The following is a 17,865-nucleotide window of genomic DNA, read 5'->3' as shown; positions in this document are numbered from 1 at the left end:
GACTGTATATATTTTATACACTCGCTTTTTATGAGGCCCTTTTTAATTTACATAATTGCTTTAGGCGATGCCTTGTCTACTTCGGAGCTCTTTAAAACGTCTATCATAGTATCCAGTTCCTGCTCAAAGTTTTCGTTATAGCCAATATGGGTAAACCGGATATTTCCATTTTTATCGATAACAAACTTGGTTGGGATACCTGTAACGCCAAACTGTGTTACCACTTTCGACTGCTTTCCATCGTCACCTTTTTCGTCTAAAAGCACCTGAAAACTATATTTATTGTCCGCAATAAATGTTTTTACTGCGTCTGCATAGGTATCGCCAGTTTCCCATGTATCAATAAACAGAAATTTCACATTCGCATCATCTTTATATTTATTTACAGACCTCTGCATACCGGGGAATGATCTTTTACAAGGCCCGCACCAGGTGGCCCAAAAATCAACTATTATAATTTTACCCTTTAAACTTTGCAGCGATATGGTGTTACCCTCCATATCTTTTAGTACAAACGAAGGTGCCGGGTTATTTGTCATTTGCTGCCTCATCCCGCTTTCCCGGTTTTGCTTTGCGGCGCTTGCCATTGATGCTGTTAAATCATCAAACCCGTTTAAATTACCATGAACTTTAACATAGGCAGTTTTTATTGCTGCGTTGATTGCATCGGTACTTTTATTGGTTATTATGGCATTTTTAGCAACGGTTAAAATTTCGGCGTATTTGTCGTTTGCCGCTAATATTAGTAAGTAATGTTCAGTAATCTCAGGCTTATCCTTATTGCCATGTTCATAAATAGACTGCTCATAGGTTAGTGCCTCTGCAACTCTTCCCATTTTATAAAGTATAAACGCGTAAGTATCTGCATAAATATCGTATTCGGCCTGCTTTATCTGCTTAATGCGGTTTGGCGAGCGATATTGCGTTGGTTTGGGATGATCAATTTGCTGCTGCAGAATTGCCAATGATTGCTTAGACAATTGTTCGGCGTAAGGTAAGCGCTTACCGGATTTGGCCAAATCATAAGCAAAGGCATTTAAATCGGGCGCCAGCACGGATTTATCAGATACCACAGCCGCATATTTTTTATAATTATCTATGCTATCCTTTTTAAGTTGTTCGCCGGCCTTTATTGCCGCTAAATTATCACTGTAAATCCGAGCTTCCTTTACTAAACTAAACCGCTTTACAAGAGCGTAAAACGAGGAATCCGTCAGATTTTGGGCCGTTGAATAAACCTCAATTATAGAATTTAAACTATACGGAAACTTACTTATTAAACTTTTATTTAATGCCACTGAACGCTCATTCATTCCGGAGGCTGCCATTAAACTGCAAGCAGCTTGCATTTCCAACTCAACATTACTTTTTGACCACTCTTCAATTTTTTGATCTATCATTGCTTTATACTCCGGTTTTTTAGAGATATACAGCGTTTTATAATAATCAATTTCAAATTGCTTTTTGCTCTCCGGATATGCCGCAAATTCCTGTTCATATAATGCTATGGCACGGCTTCTATCCTCCTTTATTTTAGCTATATTAATAGCTATGCCATTAGCCACCGAAGCTTCCATAGCATAAGCACCCGCAACAGGCTTTTTGTTGCTGTAAACTTTATATAAATATCCCTTTTCATTGTTATCATCAATGATATCACCACTAAATAATTTCACTATAAATGCTTTTGCGCCGGCAGGAATGGTGAAATGACCTGTAAGTAACCTACCATTTGCCTTTATTGCAACATCGGCCGGAGTGAGGCTGTCATCGCCGAGAAAATAAATATATGCAGCAATATCTTTTTTACCGCCCAATACTGTACCTACGGTATCATATTTGATATTTATTTTTTCCGTTGCAGAGGGATAGGTATCAGACAATGTTAAATGGCTGCTTTGTGCAAAAGCGGTTTGTACGGATAGCAAAACCAGCAATAGGGATTTAAAATATTTCATCGATAACTAAATTTTTAGTTAATATAGGTAACAAATATTATAAATTCAAATATTTTAATAAATAAACTCATCACTTTCCATAAACAAAAAAATGCCACTCCTTTCGGGCGGCATTTTTTGTTTTTATAATTGGTTGATATTATTTTTTGCCCTCTGTTGCTGCTACCGCAGTGGTAGCAGTTGGGTCTTTAAGCAGATCTATCATGGTGCTAACTTCGTTAAATACGCCGTTGGTTGAGCCGCTGTAGCCTACTACCTTAAACCTTATATTTCCGTTTTTATCGAGGATAAATTTGGTTGGGATGCCGGTAACGCCAAATTGCGATACCACTTTTGATTGCCTGCCATCGGTACCTTTTTCATCAAACAGTACATGGAAGGTATATTTATTATCGGCAATAAACTTTTTAACACCATCTGCAAAATTATCGCCGTTTTCCCATGTATCCACAAACAGGAATTTCACTTCGGGATCGTCCTTGTATTTATTTACGGCCAGTTGCATACCCGGGAATGATGCTTTACAAGGGCCGCACCAGGTAGCCCAAAAGTCAACAATTACAGTTTTACCCTTAAGGCCCTCTAATGAAACAGAATTACCGTCGAAATCTTTTAATGCAAAGGCCACCGCAGGCTCGTTTATCATTTGTTTGGTTAGTTCTTCGCGCTTTTTGGCTTTGGAAATCTGCATTAGATTGGCCAGGTATGGTTCATAGCCTGTTTCGTTACCGTTGGTGCCAACGTAGGTCTTTTTTAATTCGTCAACCAAAACCGGCGATTCTTTACCGGCTTTTATCAAATCTTCTGTAATGGGTTTTGCATCGGCATATTTACCAAGCGCGTTCAGAATAAGTACATAATGCTCGGCGGTTTCGGCCTCGTCCTTAAAACGGGGAAACAATGGTTTTGCATATTTGTACGCTTCGGCATACTTCTTTTGTTTGTATAATATAAACGCGTAAGTATCGGCATACGTATCATAAGCACTTTGGCTGTTTTTTGCTGATGATTTTGGTGAGCTAAATGCAGCGCCAACCGGCTTTTTTATATTTTCAGAAACTATATCTAACGATTGTTTCGACATGTTTTCGGCCACATCCAAACTCTCACCTTTCTTAGCCAGTTCATAAGCGGCATTGTTAAAATTATAAGCCAGGGTTGATTTGTTTTTTATCAATGGCAGATAAGTGTTAAAAGCGGCAGTATTACCTTTTTCTAAAAAACCAGATGCTATTTGTACCCTTACATAATCAAGCAGTGAGCTTTTATCATTAGCCAAGGCCGGATATTTTACAATTAAGGCCTTGTAAAGCGAATCTTTTTTCCCAAGGTCGCTTTCCCTGTAAATTGCCATTTCATCGTCGCTTTGTGCAGACTCGCCCTTAGGGAAACGTGTTTTTATCACAGCCAGCAATGAATCGGCATCTTTTTTATTTTTACGCCAGGCGAGCATGTTTATGGCCAGCACCAGGTCTTTTTCATTATCGCTTTTTGCAAGCGCTCTTACCTTGTTATCAAACATTGCCACCGTAGCTGCATCTTTTTTACTTGATAACATATAGTAATAATTAAGGCGGTACAGTTTTTCGCCCTGCGGATATACCTCTTCTTCCTGTTTGAACAGGTCGAATGCCGGATCTGTAACGGTTTTTATTTTGGCAAGGTTGGTACCTACGCCGCTCGCCAAGATATAAGCTTTGGCCTCGTAAGCATTAGGAACAGGCTTTTGATCTTTATAAACATAAAAAATATAGCCATTTTCGTTATTACTATCAACATCATCCCCACTGAAAACCTTTACAAAAAAGGCCTTCGCAGTGGCAGGCACGGTAAAATCGCCTGTAAGCACGGCACCTTGTTGTTTCAGGGTAACATCTGCAGCCGGGTTTTCCTTTCCATCGAGAAAATAAACCTGTGCGCTAATGTCCTTTTTGCCACCCAATGGTGTGCCCACGGTATCGTACTTAAGTTTTATTTTTTCTGCAGCGGCAGGATAATTATCAGATAATGTGAGGTGGCTGCTTTGCGCGAAAGCGGTTTGCATGGCCAGCAACGCCGGCAACAGCAACAGGATTTTGTGATTTTTCATTAGGCAACTAAAATTTTAGTTAAATTAAGTACAAGATACTATAAATACAAATATTTTTAATATTTAAGGTTAATAATTTTACTTTGCACTATGGATCAACCTGCCAAACTTAAACCACAGGCTGCATTAGGCTTTATTTTTGTAACGATGCTGATAGATGTTATTGGCTTTGGTATAATTATACCCGTAATGCCCGACCTGATAAAGGGCCTCATACATGGTACACTTCGGGAGGCATCGCTCTATTCGGGGTTAATGTTATTGGCATATTCGGTAATGCAATTCCTATTTTCGCCGGTAATTGGCAATCTTAGCGATAAATATGGCCGTCGGCCGATATTGTTAAGTTCGCTATTAGGTTTCGGCATAGATTATCTTTTCCTTGCTTTTGCCCCATCTATAGGCTGGTTGTTTGTTGGCCGTGTTATAGCGGGCATCACCGGTGCAAGCTTCACCACGGCATCTGCCTACATTGCCGATATCAGCGCGCCCGAGAAACGTGCACAAAACTTTGGAATGATTGGCGTGGCATTTGGAATAGGCTTTATTATCGGCCCTTTCTTGGGCGGGGTGTTGGGCCAATGGAATACACATTATCCATTTTTTGCCGCGGCAGGATTAGCTTTATTAAACGCGGCTTACGGCTATTTTATCCTGCCCGAATCACTCTCAGTGGATCACCGCCGTCCTTTTGAATTAAAGAGGGCAAACCCACTGGGATCGCTATTACAATTAAAAAAATATCCGTCTGTAATTGGCTTAGCCGTGTCTTTGTTTCTCGTATACCTTGCGGTTCAATCGGTACAAAGCGTATGGACATTTTATACCATCCTGAAATTTAACTGGAACGAGTTTTTAGTTGGTAGTTCATTGGCTTTTATTGGGCTAATGATAGCCATTGTTCAAGGACTATTGATAAGAATAACCTTGCCCAAATTCGGTTTGGAACGCAGCATCTGGATGGGTCTGTTACTTTACAGCATCGGACTTATATTATTTGCTTTTGCAAATCAAACATGGATGATGTTTGCATTTATGGTACCTTATGCACTGGGCGGAATTGCTGGTCCGGCTTTGCAAGGCTTAATGACCAACCAGGTACCTGCTAATGAGCAGGGTGAACTTCAGGGCGGCCTCACAAGCTTAATGAGTCTCAGCTCAATTTTTGGCCCCTGGATAATGACATCTTTGTTTTACTTTTTTACAAATTCCAAAAACCACATTTATTTGCCCGGAGCACCATTCATCTTAGGTGCTATATTGATGCTTATGGCGGCACTACTGGCCATCAGAAGTTTTAAAAAAGGCAAAAATCTTACATCTGCGAAATAAATTAAGTTTATGTAACTGATTTATTATATCCGCCTTAAAACTTTTTATTATAAATAACGCTTAACCATTTAATGAACGATACGCCTAAAAAAAAGCACTCGGCCGCGCTGGGTTTTATATTTGTAACCCTTTTTATTGATGTGCTGGGCCTGGGCGTAATTATTCCCGTAATGCCAAAGCTGCTGCAAACCCTGGCGGGAGTTGACGTAAGTACCGCTACCCAATACAGCGGTTACCTTACTTTTACCTACGCATCTATGCAGTTCCTGTTTTCATCCGTAGTGGGTAACCTTAGCGACAGGTACGGCCGGCGACCAGTATTGCTTACTTCGCTTTTTGGTTTTGGTATCGATTATATATTTATGGCCTTTGCCCCTACTGTGGGCTGGCTTTTTGTGGGCCGCATAATAGCCGGTATTACCGGCGCAAGCACGTCCACAGCTACAGCCTATATTGCCGATGTAAGCACCGGCGATAACAGGGCCGCAAACTTCGGGCTGATTGGTGTGGCATCGGGCCTGGGTTTTATTATTGGGATAGGCATAGGCGGCTACCTTGGCGATCTTAACGTAAAATTTCCCTTTATGGCCGCAGCGGCATTCGCGCTAATAAACGCCATTTACGGCTTCTTTGTACTACCCGAATCGCTGGCACCAGAAAACCGCCGCCCTTTTGAGTGGAAAAAGGCAAACCCTATCAGCTCTCTAAAAAACCTCGGGAAATATCCCGCCTTAGCAGGTTTGGTAGGTGTGTTTGGCTTGGTTTACGTGGCCCAAAAGGCAGTAGAATATGTACTATCCTTTTTCCTGATAGAAAAATTTAACTGGACATTGAGCAGCATCAGCAGCCTGGGCATTTTTATAGGCGTGGTATTGGTAGCCATACAGGGCGGGCTGATCCGCATAACTATACCTAAATACGGGCAAGAGAAAAACATTGTAGCCGGTCTGCTTTTTTACGCCATAGGCTTAACACTTATTGCCTTTGTAAACCACGGTTGGATGATGTATTTGTATATGATCCCGTATTGTTTGGGTGGTATTTCCGGTCCGGCTTTGCAGGGGTTGATCACCGGAACCGTATCGCCCAAGGAGCAGGGCGAATTGCAGGGTTCGCTGGCCAGTTTAACAAGTTTGGCCGTGATTATAGGCCCGCTGTTAATGAGTTCGGTATTTCACCTGTTCACGCATCGTAATACGCATAGTTATTTCCCCGGTGCGCCTTATATATTGGCCGCAGCAATAATGCTCGTCAGTATGTTTATGGCGATAAAGAGCTTTAAAAAAGGATCGTTGATCAAAGACAAAAAGGTTGTTGAGCCGGGAGATTCGAACTTGCCAGACCGCGCATTTTAATGTAGAACCTTTTTATGTAGAGGCGCGTATTTGCGTCTTATACCCTGCATAGTTAATCTGCATGAGGGAGACGCAAAATATTGCGTCTCTACGTTTTATGTTTTATTCTAACCCGCTAACGCCGCCCGATATTACAAACTTCATTACGTCGGCAGCGCTCTTGTCGATGGGTTTTACTTTGCTGGCATCAATAATTATCACCTGCCCGGCAAATGAATAGGAATAAGGGAAATATACAGCAACCTCGCCGGGTAAATTGAGCATAGCCAAATCCTTTTGTACCAGGAAGCCTATTTTTTTCATCCCAAATTCGTTTACCTCAACCAATACAGGCTCATTGAATTTCTTTTCTTCGCCCACAAATGCTTCGGTAAGGTCTTTTATAGATGAATACAGGAACGCAAAAATGGGCAGGCGGTTAAACCAGCGTTTAAACCAACGCTTAATAGGTTCGGTAACTACAGTGGTAACCAGTATCCCCACTATCATGATTACCACAATCACATTCAGGATACCAAGGCCCGGAATATAAAGGTGCTTTCCATTTTTATCAACCCAAAGCACATCACTCAGGTTCAGGGCTTTATCAACAGTAGAAACCGCCCAGTACATCAGGAAAATGGCCGCGCCAATAGGTATCACCACCAACATCCCCTTTATAAAATACCTGAATAAAGCTCCTGCAAACCTGTTCATTGACAACGAAAATTTCTATGGGTAAAAGTACACTCTTTTAAATCAGGACGGAAATAAAAGTAAAAGGTGCCCCTATCCGCTGGAAAAGCAATCCCAAAATAGCGCATTGGAGTTATAATGCTGGCTTAACTTCTTACATAAAATTTGCTCATGCAGTTGTAGCACATATACCTGTGAAGCGGCAGCCAAAAGAAAATCACTTTTATAATTTCGCCTCTCGGTATCCGGTGATGCGACACTGTTGAACACGATGGGCAATGAATATCCCGGTGGGCATGACTGTTAATATTCGACATAATAAAAACGTTTAGCAACGGTAAACAGGTAAATTACCCTTTAATAACCCATAAACACTATTTATTATTGCCCATTAGTTTAAATGTCTTTAAGATGAATAACTTTTAGTTTATTCGGAGAGCGATGATATGTTTGGCGTTTTTAGCCATATAACATCTACTCATAAAAATACACCCTTTTTACCCTTTGCGAAATATTAGTTAATATTTCATAGGGGATAGTACCAATTTGTGCTGCCAGTTCTTCAATGCGCTGGTGCTGCTCGTCAAAAACTATTACTTCGTCGCCTTCGCGTACATCAAGTCCGCTTATGTCAAGCATGCACATATCCATGGTAATGTTGCCCACGGTTGGTACCAGGGTTCCTTTTATTAACATTTTGCCAATACCGTTACCAAAGGCGCGCAGGTAGCCATCGGCATAGCCAATACGTACGGTAGCTATCTTACCATCTTTCGATAACTTGCCGCTTCGGCTATAACTTATGGTATCGCCAGCGCTGATTTTTTTAACCTGGGCTACACTGGTTTTTAAACTGGCAATGGGCTGCAGCGCGTTTTCGGTAATCGGCACCGCCGAATCGATGCCATACAAACCAATCCCCAGCCGCACCATGTCATATTGTGCTGCCGGCCAGCGGATAATGCCCGCCGTATTACACAAGTGTTTGATCACTTTATAACCCAGTGTTTTTTCTATCTCTTTTGCTGCTTTTTCGAAGCGCTTTATCTGTGTTTTGGTAAATTCATCATGCTTTTTGGCCTCGCTTGCAGCCAGGTGTGAAAAAACGGACTGGATACGCACGTACCTGTTTTCTTCCAGCATATCGCAAAGGGTTTCTATCTCATAATTCTCAAACCCCAGGCGGTGCATCCCGGTATCAATTTTAAGGTGTACAGGATAATTGGCAATGCCCCTATCCTGCGTATAACTCACAAAATCGTCCAGCAAGCCAAAACTGTAGATCACCGGTTCCAGCTTATACTCGGTTAGTTTATCAAACGCCGATGCTTCGGAATTAAGGATCATGATGGGCAGGTTAATACCCGCCTGCCGCAGGGCAACTCCTTCATCAATATAAGCCACCGCCAGGTAATCAACCTTGTTGTATTGCAGCATATTGGCTACTTCAAAGGTGCCGCTGCCATAGCTAAATGCCTTTACCATGGCCATAACTTTTACGCCCGGCTTTAGTTTTGATTTATAAAAGTTGAGGTTATTTAACAGCGTATTGAGGTTAATCTCCATTACCGTTTCATGCGCCTTTTGTGCCAGCGCCTTGCTGATCCGCTCGAACTCAAAACTGCGTGAACCTTTGATCAGGATGGTTTCTTCTTTAAAATTAAGCTGCTTTAGCTGTTGCAGCATAGTTGCCGTATCGGTAAAAAAGTACTGCTCGGCCACCTTAAAATATTGCTGATGCGCCAGCAAAGCTTCCCCTACCCCAATAAACTTGTCGACATTTTTTGAGGCAACCATATCGGCCACCTGACGGTACAATACATCCTGCTGCAAGCCCGACTGAAAAATATCTGACAGGATCAGCGTTTTTTTCTGATGCTGATTTTGCTGATTTAAAAAATTCAGCGCTATCTCCAGCGATTGCAGATCGGAGTTATAAGAGTCGTCAATAACCGAGCATTCGTTTACCCCGGTTTTTAGTTCCAGGCGCATGCTTACGGGGGTAAGCCGTTCTATCCGCTTATCGGCCTCAACGGCACTATAACCCAGCGCCAGCATGGTAGCCCAGCAGGTAATGGCGTTTTCTATAGACGCCTGATCAGAAAAAGGAATCAGGCACTCTATCTCCTTTTTTTGGTAATTGGCCCGCAGGTAATAGTTTTTGGCGATCACCGTTTCGCTGAAAACGTACAGATCGGCCTGGTTAAATTTGCGGCTCCAGGTAAAGGTGTCTTTTACGGGGATGTCTTTTTTATAATCTATTAGCTGATCGTAGTTATAGATCAGCTTTTTACTGTTCCTGAACAATTGCAGCTTTTCCAGCAGTTTTTGCCGCGGATTATCAAAACCCTCGTCATGCGCTGTGCCCATATGGGTAAGCACCCCTATCTGCGGCTTTATAATGGCTTCCAGCTTATCCATTTCGTTTACGGTCGAGATCCCGGCCTCGAAGATGCCCAGATCATTACGGCCGTTTATTTGCCATACCGATAGCGGCACACCAATTTGCGAATTATAGCTTTTAGGGTTACGCACAATGTTTTTATCGGCTGCCAATAACTGGTACAGCCACTCCTTAACTATTGTTTTGCCGTTGCTGCCGGTTATGCCTATCACCTGCAAATTAAACTGGCTACGGTGATAAGCTGCCAACGCCTGCAAAGCCGCCAGTGGATCGGCAACGCGTAAAAAATTGGCTTCGGGCAGGTTAAATTCCGGCCCGTGCGCAACCACAAAATTGCGGATGCCGGCGGCATAGGCTTCGGCAACAAACTCGTGCCCGTTGCGCCTGCCGCTTAAGGCAAAAAACAAACCATTGGCGGCGTTACTTATACGGCGGCTATCGGTAAAAAGCGTGCTGATGGTGCATTCCTTTACAATGTTGCCATCGGCATTAATTATTTGCTTTACTTTAGTTATAGAGTAGTGGTTGCTAAGCATGGTACGAATTTGCTATATTATCTTAACAATAGAAGAATTTTTAACGAATTTTGGTTTTAAATGGATAGCCCCAAAACAATTAAAATTACCGACCCAAAGGTGGCGCTGGCAAAAGCCGAGCACTATTGCGCCTACCAGGAACGGAGCCAGCAGGAGGTGCGCGATAAGCTGTACGAATGGGGTTTATGGCCTGAGGCTGTGGAGCAGATCATCAGCGAACTGATTCAGGGTAATTTTTTAAATGAAGATCGTTTTGCAAAGGCCTACACCAAAGGCAAATTTGGGCAAAAAGCATGGGGTAAAATCAAAATAAAACAAGGCCTTAAGTTTAAACGCGTGCCCGATGTACTGATAAAAAAAGCTCTCCTTACTATTGATGCCGACGATTATATGGCCGCCCTTACCCGTGTAATTGAAAAGAAAGCAGTAACATTATCCGAAAAAAATGCCATTAAACGCCGGTACAAGCTACAACAGTACGCAATGGGGCGCGGATACGAGGCCGACCTTGTTGCTGATATTCTGAAAAACAGCGACTTATAAACTATTTTAAAAAAAGTAAAAATTTTCCTTGCAGAACATCCAATTCTGTCTATATTTGCACTCCCGCAAACGAGATAAGCAAACGGTTAAGGCCAAAGCAACTCCAAGCAGGAAAATACCAACGCGAAAGTAGCTCAGTTGGTAGAGCACGACCTTGCCAAGGTCGGGGTCGCGAGTTCGAATCTCGTCTTTCGCTCAAAGCCCTTCCATCAAAAGAAGGGTTTTATTTTTAAAAGGTTAATCACCTGCTCAGATGGTGGAACTGGTAGACACGCAGGACTTAAAATCCTGTTCCCGTAAACGGAGTGCGGGTTCGATTCCCGCTCTGAGTACTTGCTAAATAACTCGCTGATAATCAGCGAGTTATTTTTGTTTTTAACAATCCCTAAAGGAATCGAACCCTCTTTTTTTTACGATCAATTTCTCATAATTAGCTACATTTCAACACTTTACATTTTTAACTTTCCGGCTAAAACCCTGCAAATATCAAAAAGCCACAAATTAAATTGAGTTAATTATAGCGTCTTTTTTGTTGATAAAAAAGCCGCTATAGCCCTTAAAATTAATAGTATAATAATTTAATATTCCGATAAGCGGGGCATCAAACAAATGCTCACGCCTCGTTTCGTTGATGCCCCGTCTAATTTTCAGTTCCTTAAAATGTATATCGTACTCCTACCTGCATTTGCCACCTGCTCGCAAAATAATCTATAGCATATGGCTTACCAGGGTCGGCAAAACGATATACAGGGTAATTACCCAAATTTTGCTGCGGCGGGAATAATTGCGGCGTTAACCCCACACTGGCGGTTGAATTAAAAGTGTTTGGTGAAAAATATACTTTACCCCAATTTTTGTTAAGCAAGTTGGTTAGGTTCGGATTGGCTGATTGAACATGGCGCAACTATTATACAAACAGATAGACCAAAGGAACTATTGAGCTACCTTAAGAAAAAGGGATTGCACAAGTAAATAATTTGATGATTTGGATCTGCATCTGGACTATAATTTTCATAATTCTACTAACTAAGCGGGGCGGAAAATTCCGCCCCGCTTCAGACCTCCAGGAATATGCCAGGCTGGTACAACCTTTAAGTACGACGATTATTATAAACAGACTGCTGTTAAATATGCCGGTAATAATGCCGATGGCTGAAAACAGATACTAACCCAAAAGTATCTTGCATTTGCACGTAACTCTGGCTTAGAAGCATACTACCAATAGCGCAGAACAGGCATCCCTGTATTGAGCATTGGCGCGGGTAATACCAACAATGGTACTACCATCCCAACCAGGTATCAGTACCCTATTAATGAAAGAAGCGCCAATACCACAAACTACAATGCGGCTGTACAAAGCCAGCTTGGTGGTAAAGATGATATTTACCAAACCCTATGTTATTAAAACATCTCTTTTTTATATAGGCTATCTCGCTATTAAATAAACCTAAACCTGTCGCGTATTTCGTTTTTATAGGTTTTCCCTACTGGAATCTCCACATCCTCAATCCAAAGCCTGTTTTCCTGGATTTTTTTAACATTATGAATGTTAATGATAAATGAGCGGTGAATACGCACCAGGTTTTTAGCAAAAAGAAGTTTCTCTTCCAGGTAGCTCAAATTTTCGCTGAACATAATCTCCTCCATAACTGTCTCGTTGCCCTTTTTTCTTCCCCTATGAAAAAGCTTACAGTAACTTCCGTCGGCTTTAAGGAACATGATATCGGTTATCATTATTTTTTTGAAACCCTGCACATCTTTAACAAAAATGCTTTCGTTGATCAGGAATGATGAGTCGCTGTTTTTCTTAAGGGCAAGATCATGTCCCTTCATAGCCTTTAAGGCCAAATCAATAGCTATTGAAATATCAAGCTTTGTAAACGGTTTGGTTATGTATTGCACCGTGTTTGACTCATAGATGGCCTTTTTTCTTGTGTATTCGTCCCTATCGTCGGTAATGTAAATAATAGGCGCGGTACTTATTTTTCTTATCTCTATAGAGGTGTCTATACCGTTGGTATTCTCGGCCAGGTGTATATCCATAATAATGATATCGGCAAAGCCCGGCTTAAAATTTTCGAGTGTAGTTTTGCCCGAAATGAAAATGGCAGGCACCTCATAGCCCATGTTCTCCAGCATTATTTTTAACGACTCGGCAATTATAAGTTCGTCTTCTACTATCAGAACCTTCACTTTTTCCATGGGTAATCAAAAAATTTAATAATTAGGTGGTTAAGTAAGCTATTTACTTTTAAAACAACAAAAAAAATATCCTTTTCCTTCAGCCCATAATTACACACTTTCACAAGGAATTAATTGCCGCTGGCAAACTTCGTCCCTGTAGCTGTGCCCTAAAATTTAACTTTATTATGTGTTTAACAGCGGTTTAATATTAACCGAAACACCAACCCTGTAATTAATTAAAAATTAAAGTAAAACGCATACAAATTCAACAACTATGAAGTGGGCAAGAGTAAGTATCTATACCGTACTGGCATTTACGGTTCTATTTATCATCAATTCATGCGGTTCGGGTCATAAGGCAGATCCTGTTCCAACACAGATTAAATCATCCGACAAAAATATAACCGCTTTTAAATTAAGCGGTTCGGGCCTGGCTATAACCGGCGTTATAACCGGTACAACAATAAGCTTTACCGCGCCCGCAGGCACAGATGTTACTGCGCTTACACCGGCAATTTCCATATCGGCCAAAGCAACGGTATCGCCAAATACCAACGTGCCGCAGGATTTCAGCAAAGATGTAAACTACACCGTAACCGCCGAGGATGGCAGCACACAAGTGTATAAAGTAACCGTAACCATTGCAAAAGCAGTAACACAGGTTATTGACTGCGCCAACGTACCGGCAGTACTGGAAGACAGGGGCGATGGTGTTGATTATATTATTAAATGCAACATCAATATATCTAACTATAAAGTACTTACAATTAAGCCTGGCGTAACCATTCAGTTTGACGGTGAAGGTGCCGGTATTACAGTTGTAGGAGGCTCGATAGTAGGAGGCGGTCTTAAAATGGTTGGTACTAAAGACAAACCAATAATCCTGGAGGGTAAAACGGCCAAGGCCGGTTCATGGACAGGCATCCAGGTAAACTCAAAGAACATTAGCAACCAATGGGAATACGTAACCGTACGCGATGCGGGGGCAGGGCAATATGCCGCCGGAGTATTGCTTGACAACTCTAATAACAGCCCTATGCAGGTATCTGTAAAAAACTGCAGCTTCATTAATAACGAGGGTTATGGAATATGGGATTACGAAAACGGGTATGCTTACGGTATCAGTATATTCAGTGAATTTGCAAACAATACATTTACCGACAATACCAAATCAGCCCTTAAAATTAAAATTGGTGAAGCCGGCAGTCTGGATGCTGCAAGCTCTTATAAAAACAACACCCAAAAGTTTATTGAGGTAACCGGCAGGCTGCTTCTCAATAACATAACTGTTCAAAACATCGGCATCCCTTATGTTATTGAGCAGGTTACCGAATTAAATCAAAAGATGACCATTAACTCGGGCGTTGCATTTCAATTTACAAAAGATGCCGGTTTTTATTTAGGTTATTTGGATAACGGGGGTACAATTATAGCTAACGGAACAGCTGCCGCGCCTATTAAATTTACCGGCTACGAGGCTAATATAAAAGGGTACTGGTTTGGAATTGAGCTTGATAACTCCGACCCGCAAATTGAATTTAATAACTGTTTATTCGATGGGGCCGGTTCTATAAAGTCTGACACATATTGTTCTGGTAATACGAAGGCCGCACTGAACTTTGGTGGCAACTGCGGCAGCGCACTCACAGGTGGCGGAAAGGTTACAAACTGTACTATATCTAACAGCGGCGGGTACGGCATAAATTACCGCGCCGGCCGAAGCGTGACCTTAACCAACAATAAATTCTCCGGCAATACCCTTGCCGATATTTTAAAACGGAATTAACGCAGTTAGTAAACAAAAAAATATATATGAAAACATTTTTAACCATTTTACTAACGCTGGTTAGTATTGAGTTTGCGGCAGCGCAAAAAAATGCAAAGGTAACCTTTGAGCAAATTAAGGAGCAATGTAAAGATATTCCTATGGCCAAGCGGCTTAGGGTAACTGTACCCCGGTTTTCGGTAACTACAAGCAACGCGCCTTATGAATTTGGCGGCGGCCTGGCTACCATGCTAACCAACGCCTTGCAGCAGGTTAACTGCTATCGTGTTTTGGAAAGTCTGAAGGATACCTTAGATATGGACGACGAAATAAGGCGCGGCGAAGGCAGATTTGCTAATAAAAAATCAGCAGCTAAAAAAGGGAAGCAACTTGGTGCCCAGGTGGTTATTACAGGGGAAGTAACCGAATACAGCGTTAAAAGCACTGGCCTGGGTATCACGCTTTTAAGTGTAGGCTCAAATAAGGCCAAAATAGGTTTTATTATAAAAATGGTAAACCCCGAAACACGGGAGGTTTTATTCTCCAAATCAATAAATGTAGAGGCCAAGGCAGGTCGCGGTATGTCATTCGGATTATTTGGGGCCAATGTGGTGAGCAGCCAAAAAAGCGACCCGGCAGTAGAAAATGCCTGCGAACAGGGCATCATACAGGCAGTTGAGTTTTTGGCATCTAAGAAGGATATCCTGGAGTTGCCAGATCCAAGCGCAGGCGAAAACAATTCATCGGCTGCTAATGAAACCGAAATAACGTTGAACAATGCCAATTTTAATTCATTTAACAACATGACCGCCATACTAAGCCGCATACCAGGTTACAAATCTATGGAAAAAGCCCTGGCCGATGGTGTTGCCACCTACACGGTAAGCCACACAGGTACAGCCGACGAGTTTTTAACCGCGCTTAACAAAAACATAGGCAGTAAGTACGAAGTTACCGGCTTTGGCAATGGCAAAATAGAACTCAAAACAAAGTAAGTTATCTCCTGCAGATCAAAAAATATTTCAACCTAAACTTTATTTAAAATCATGAAAAAACGTTTCCTTTTATTGTTATTATTCGGTGCAATTAGTTCAGTCACGTACGCGCAGCAACAAACTACTGCTGTCTACAACAAGGGCGATAACTTATTGAACATTGGTATTGGGTTGGGCAGCCCTTTCTTTGGGTCGGGCTATTCATCGTCGTTGCCGGTTAACCCAACCATTTCATACGAAAAGGGCATAACCGACGAGATAAGCGTGGGTGGCCAACTCTCCTATGCAAGCTCAAAAGCCAGTTTTAGCTACTTTGGTTCGGGCTATAGTTTTAAAGAAAGCGCGCTTTACATTGGTGCCCGCGGATCATATCACTTAAACGATGCGCTGGATATTGATGATAACCGGGTTGACGTTTATGGCGGCGCGAGTTTGGGATATGTTATTGTGCACGTAAGCGCAACAGAAGGTCCTTACTCCAGCAGCGGCAGCGCGGGCAGTGCTATAGGACTTGGCGCTTTTGCAGGCGGCAAATACTTTTTTAATCCTAAAACGGGCATTTATGCCGAACTGGGCTATCAAAGTTTATCGTTCCTGAATATTGGTGTTGCCTTTAAGCTTTAAAAACTAAACAAAGGCAGTCCGTTACGGGTTGCCTTTGTTACTAAACAAGTCAACGATATACAAACCCGCAAATATGCCCGAGGCAAATTCAATTGATACGATATACAGGAAAAAGTTTTTAAGATCTGGCATACTGAAAAAGGCTTCACCACACATCAGCAAAATTTCAGCAACGTTTAGCGCCAGCAGGCCATAATAGCTAAAGTTAATATAACGGGCGGTTAGCTTTTGACCCTTTTGTTGGTAACGATAAAGGTTACTTTTAATAAACCGTACAAAAACGGTTATATACAAACAGCTAAGCGGCAGCACTATGTATAAAAGCTCCCTAAACGTAGTAAGACTGAAGCCGCCTATTTTAGTAAGTAAAAAAACGCTTAAAACAATTGTTATCCGGCTTGTTAAACCTATTTTAACAAGCCGGATTTTTAATGATGCTTCGTTAAAAACCGGCATGGAATATTTGTCTAAAAGTATCGTCTAACAGTTTATTATACTTTTTTAAGCCGGCGCTAAGCGAGGGCTCATTGGCTGCATCAGTATAATCGCCTTCATTATCCGGTGCGCGGAATACCCCCCCGGCATATAAAACAGTAGCCGAGTAGCCAATTTTTGTTCCACCCCTATCATCGCTATCCTTAGTTATGGTAATTTTAATAATTTCATTGTAATTGCCGGTTATCTGGCCAACCACATTAATTATTTTAAACTCTAAAATATGGTTGCCGCTATTCATTGTTCTTACATCAATATTGGCGTCGTTTTTATGTTTATACTGTTTAAAATAGGTGTTAAATATGGGTAGGTATTTGCTAAGCCCGGCAACCGGCCGCTTTAAACTATAACTGTTACTTAATATCGAGTTTATTGGCGATGCATCAAAATCATAGTCGATGGTTAACTCGCCACCCATGATCACATTTATCTTATTGTTGTTTTTAATTTTCCCATCGAAATAAATGTTCAGTGAAAAAACACCAAGGGTATCGGTATGCTCAATTATTTTTACCCGGCTAAGCGGCAGTTCGGCATAGCTTGCCAGTTTGGTTAGCATCAGCTCCTGCAAATTTATTCCTTTATTTTTCAAGCCTTCGCTTACGTAGTTCCAGGCGGTTGCCAAATCTTGCGCGTCAGAATATTTGTCCGCGGGTTTTAACACCAGCATCTTTGCAATTGTTCCGTTTGCTTTTTTGGTGGAGTCATCTTCGTTGGCTGGCCATGACTTAACCGTTTTAAATTCTGCGGCGCTAACCAACTGATCTAACTGAAATGTTTTGAGCCATTTGTTATACCTGCTTATTACCAGGCTATCGGCATCAATTTTTTTTTGCGCAAATGAGGGTATAGCTATCGTGAAAAGAGCCAAAAAAACTAACTTTAAAATCTTAGTTGTCATCCGCTTAAA

Annotated in this window: 14 protein-coding genes and 2 tRNA genes; 9 read left to right on the top strand and 7 right to left on the bottom strand. The window is 41.7% G+C overall.

All coding sequences use genetic code 11. The features are described from left to right. Positions 1 to 47: 47 nt before the first annotated feature. Entirely contained in the window at positions 48 to 1,958 is a 1,911-nt protein-coding gene (locus BLS59_RS07160) for a TlpA family protein disulfide reductase (protein WP_091146839.1), read from the bottom strand. Between the two features lie 139 nt (positions 1,959 to 2,097). Further along, entirely contained in the window at positions 2,098 to 4,047 is a 1,950-nt protein-coding gene (locus BLS59_RS07155) for a TlpA family protein disulfide reductase (protein WP_091146836.1), read from the bottom strand. A 90-nt stretch (positions 4,048 to 4,137) separates the two neighbouring features. Between BLS59_RS07155 and BLS59_RS07150 the strand changes: the two genes are divergently transcribed. Together BLS59_RS07150 and BLS59_RS07145 are read left to right on the top strand one after the other, a co-directional pair. Continuing rightward, positions 4,138 to 5,379 carry a TCR/Tet family MFS transporter gene (locus BLS59_RS07150; protein WP_091146833.1) on the top strand — a complete coding sequence of 414 codons (1,242 nt, stop codon included), beginning with the start codon at positions 4,138 to 4,140 and terminating at the stop codon, positions 5,377 to 5,379. A 71-nt stretch (positions 5,380 to 5,450) separates the two neighbouring features. Beyond that, positions 5,451 to 6,734: a TCR/Tet family MFS transporter gene (locus BLS59_RS07145; protein ID WP_091146831.1), complete on the top strand. Its 1,284-nt coding sequence runs from the start codon at positions 5,451 to 5,453 to the stop codon at positions 6,732 to 6,734. Between the two features lie 102 nt (positions 6,735 to 6,836). Here BLS59_RS07145 and BLS59_RS07140 read toward each other — a convergent pair whose 3' ends face one another. Next, complete coding sequence (locus BLS59_RS07140; RefSeq protein WP_091146827.1) at positions 6,837 to 7,430, bottom strand: DUF502 domain-containing protein; 594 nt, start codon at positions 7,428 to 7,430, stop codon at positions 6,837 to 6,839. Between the two features lie 453 nt (positions 7,431 to 7,883). Continuing rightward, positions 7,884 to 10,349: a bifunctional UDP-N-acetylmuramoyl-tripeptide:D-alanyl-D-alanine ligase/alanine racemase gene (locus tag BLS59_RS07135; RefSeq protein WP_091146823.1), complete on the bottom strand. Its 2,466-nt coding sequence runs from the start codon at positions 10,347 to 10,349 to the stop codon at positions 7,884 to 7,886. A gap of 60 nt (positions 10,350 to 10,409) precedes the next feature. Between BLS59_RS07135 and BLS59_RS07130 the strand changes: the two genes are divergently transcribed. The 4 genes from BLS59_RS07130 (at position 10,410) to BLS59_RS31970 (ending at position 12,297) form a co-directional block, all read left to right on the top strand. Beyond that, positions 10,410 to 10,892, top strand: coding sequence for a regulatory protein RecX (locus tag BLS59_RS07130; protein WP_091146819.1), 483 nt, complete (start codon positions 10,410 to 10,412; stop codon positions 10,890 to 10,892). A 123-nt stretch (positions 10,893 to 11,015) separates the two neighbouring features. Next, a tRNA-Gly gene (locus tag BLS59_RS07125) sits at positions 11,016 to 11,088 on the top strand. A gap of 51 nt (positions 11,089 to 11,139) precedes the next feature. Next, positions 11,140 to 11,224, top strand: a tRNA-Leu gene (locus BLS59_RS07120). Positions 11,225 to 12,138: 914 nt separating this feature from the next. Beyond that, entirely contained in the window at positions 12,139 to 12,297 is a 159-nt protein-coding gene (locus tag BLS59_RS31970; RefSeq protein WP_205411203.1) for a hypothetical protein, read from the top strand. A 32-nt stretch (positions 12,298 to 12,329) separates the two neighbouring features. Here the strand turns inward: BLS59_RS31970 and BLS59_RS07110 are convergent, their stop codons facing one another. After that, on the bottom strand, positions 12,330 to 13,094 hold the full coding sequence (locus tag BLS59_RS07110; RefSeq protein WP_091146816.1) for a LytR/AlgR family response regulator transcription factor: 765 nt from the start codon (positions 13,092 to 13,094) through the stop codon (positions 12,330 to 12,332). Between the two features lie 256 nt (positions 13,095 to 13,350). On the opposite strand from BLS59_RS07110, the gene BLS59_RS07105 reads away from it, so the two are divergent. From BLS59_RS07105 to BLS59_RS07095, 3 genes are read left to right on the top strand one after another with little or no spacing between them, the layout of a single operon-like run. Next, positions 13,351 to 14,862 carry a DUF5018 domain-containing protein gene (locus BLS59_RS07105; RefSeq protein ID WP_091146814.1) on the top strand — a complete coding sequence of 504 codons (1,512 nt, stop codon included), beginning with the start codon at positions 13,351 to 13,353 and terminating at the stop codon, positions 14,860 to 14,862. A 26-nt stretch (positions 14,863 to 14,888) separates the two neighbouring features. Continuing rightward, the gene (locus BLS59_RS07100; protein WP_091146811.1) at positions 14,889 to 15,836 is read left to right on the top strand and encodes a CsgG/HfaB family protein; all 948 of its coding nucleotides are present in this window, start codon (positions 14,889 to 14,891) and stop codon (positions 15,834 to 15,836) included. 51 nt (positions 15,837 to 15,887) lie between these two features. Further along, complete coding sequence (locus tag BLS59_RS07095) at positions 15,888 to 16,460, top strand: outer membrane beta-barrel protein (RefSeq protein ID WP_091146807.1); 573 nt, start codon at positions 15,888 to 15,890, stop codon at positions 16,458 to 16,460. A 21-nt stretch (positions 16,461 to 16,481) separates the two neighbouring features. Here BLS59_RS07095 and BLS59_RS07090 read toward each other — a convergent pair whose 3' ends face one another. Further along, the gene (locus BLS59_RS07090; RefSeq protein WP_091146803.1) at positions 16,482 to 16,916 is read right to left on the bottom strand and encodes a hypothetical protein; all 435 of its coding nucleotides are present in this window, start codon (positions 16,914 to 16,916) and stop codon (positions 16,482 to 16,484) included. Beyond that, positions 16,903 to 17,856, bottom strand: a complete 954-nt coding sequence (locus tag BLS59_RS07085; protein ID WP_091146800.1) for a hypothetical protein — start codon at positions 17,854 to 17,856, stop codon at positions 16,903 to 16,905. The genes BLS59_RS07090 and BLS59_RS07085 overlap by 14 nt, the downstream gene beginning before the upstream one ends. Positions 17,857 to 17,865: the final 9 nt, after the last annotated feature.

Source organism: Mucilaginibacter pineti (genome assembly GCF_900101875.1).
Lineage (GTDB): Bacteria > Bacteroidota > Bacteroidia > Sphingobacteriales > Sphingobacteriaceae > Mucilaginibacter > Mucilaginibacter pineti.
This window is presented reverse-complemented; position numbering and strand designations above follow the sequence as displayed.

What these genes read in the sequence shown, in the direction of transcription:
- BLS59_RS07160 (WP_091146839.1), bottom strand. Translation starts at nt 1,958, where the DNA reads ATGAAATATTTTAAATCCCTATTGCTGGTTTTGCTATCCGTACAAACC.
- BLS59_RS07155 (WP_091146836.1), bottom strand. Translation starts at nt 4,047, where the DNA reads ATGAAAAATCACAAAATCCTGTTGCTGTTGCCGGCGTTGCTGGCCATG.
- BLS59_RS07150 (WP_091146833.1), top strand. Translation starts at nt 4,138, where the DNA reads ATGGATCAACCTGCCAAACTTAAACCACAGGCTGCATTAGGCTTTATT.
- BLS59_RS07145 (WP_091146831.1), top strand. Translation starts at nt 5,451, where the DNA reads ATGAACGATACGCCTAAAAAAAAGCACTCGGCCGCGCTGGGTTTTATA.
- BLS59_RS07140 (WP_091146827.1), bottom strand. Translation starts at nt 7,430, where the DNA reads ATGAACAGGTTTGCAGGAGCTTTATTCAGGTATTTTATAAAGGGGATG.
- BLS59_RS07135 (WP_091146823.1), bottom strand. Translation starts at nt 10,349, where the DNA reads ATGCTTAGCAACCACTACTCTATAACTAAAGTAAAGCAAATAATTAAT.
- BLS59_RS07130 (WP_091146819.1), top strand. Translation starts at nt 10,410, where the DNA reads ATGGATAGCCCCAAAACAATTAAAATTACCGACCCAAAGGTGGCGCTG.
- BLS59_RS07110 (WP_091146816.1), bottom strand. Translation starts at nt 13,094, where the DNA reads ATGGAAAAAGTGAAGGTTCTGATAGTAGAAGACGAACTTATAATTGCC.
- BLS59_RS07105 (WP_091146814.1), top strand. Translation starts at nt 13,351, where the DNA reads ATGAAGTGGGCAAGAGTAAGTATCTATACCGTACTGGCATTTACGGTT.
- BLS59_RS07100 (WP_091146811.1), top strand. Translation starts at nt 14,889, where the DNA reads ATGAAAACATTTTTAACCATTTTACTAACGCTGGTTAGTATTGAGTTT.
- BLS59_RS07095 (WP_091146807.1), top strand. Translation starts at nt 15,888, where the DNA reads ATGAAAAAACGTTTCCTTTTATTGTTATTATTCGGTGCAATTAGTTCA.
- BLS59_RS07090 (WP_091146803.1), bottom strand. Translation starts at nt 16,916, where the DNA reads ATGCCGGTTTTTAACGAAGCATCATTAAAAATCCGGCTTGTTAAAATA.
- BLS59_RS07085 (WP_091146800.1), bottom strand. Translation starts at nt 17,856, where the DNA reads ATGACAACTAAGATTTTAAAGTTAGTTTTTTTGGCTCTTTTCACGATA.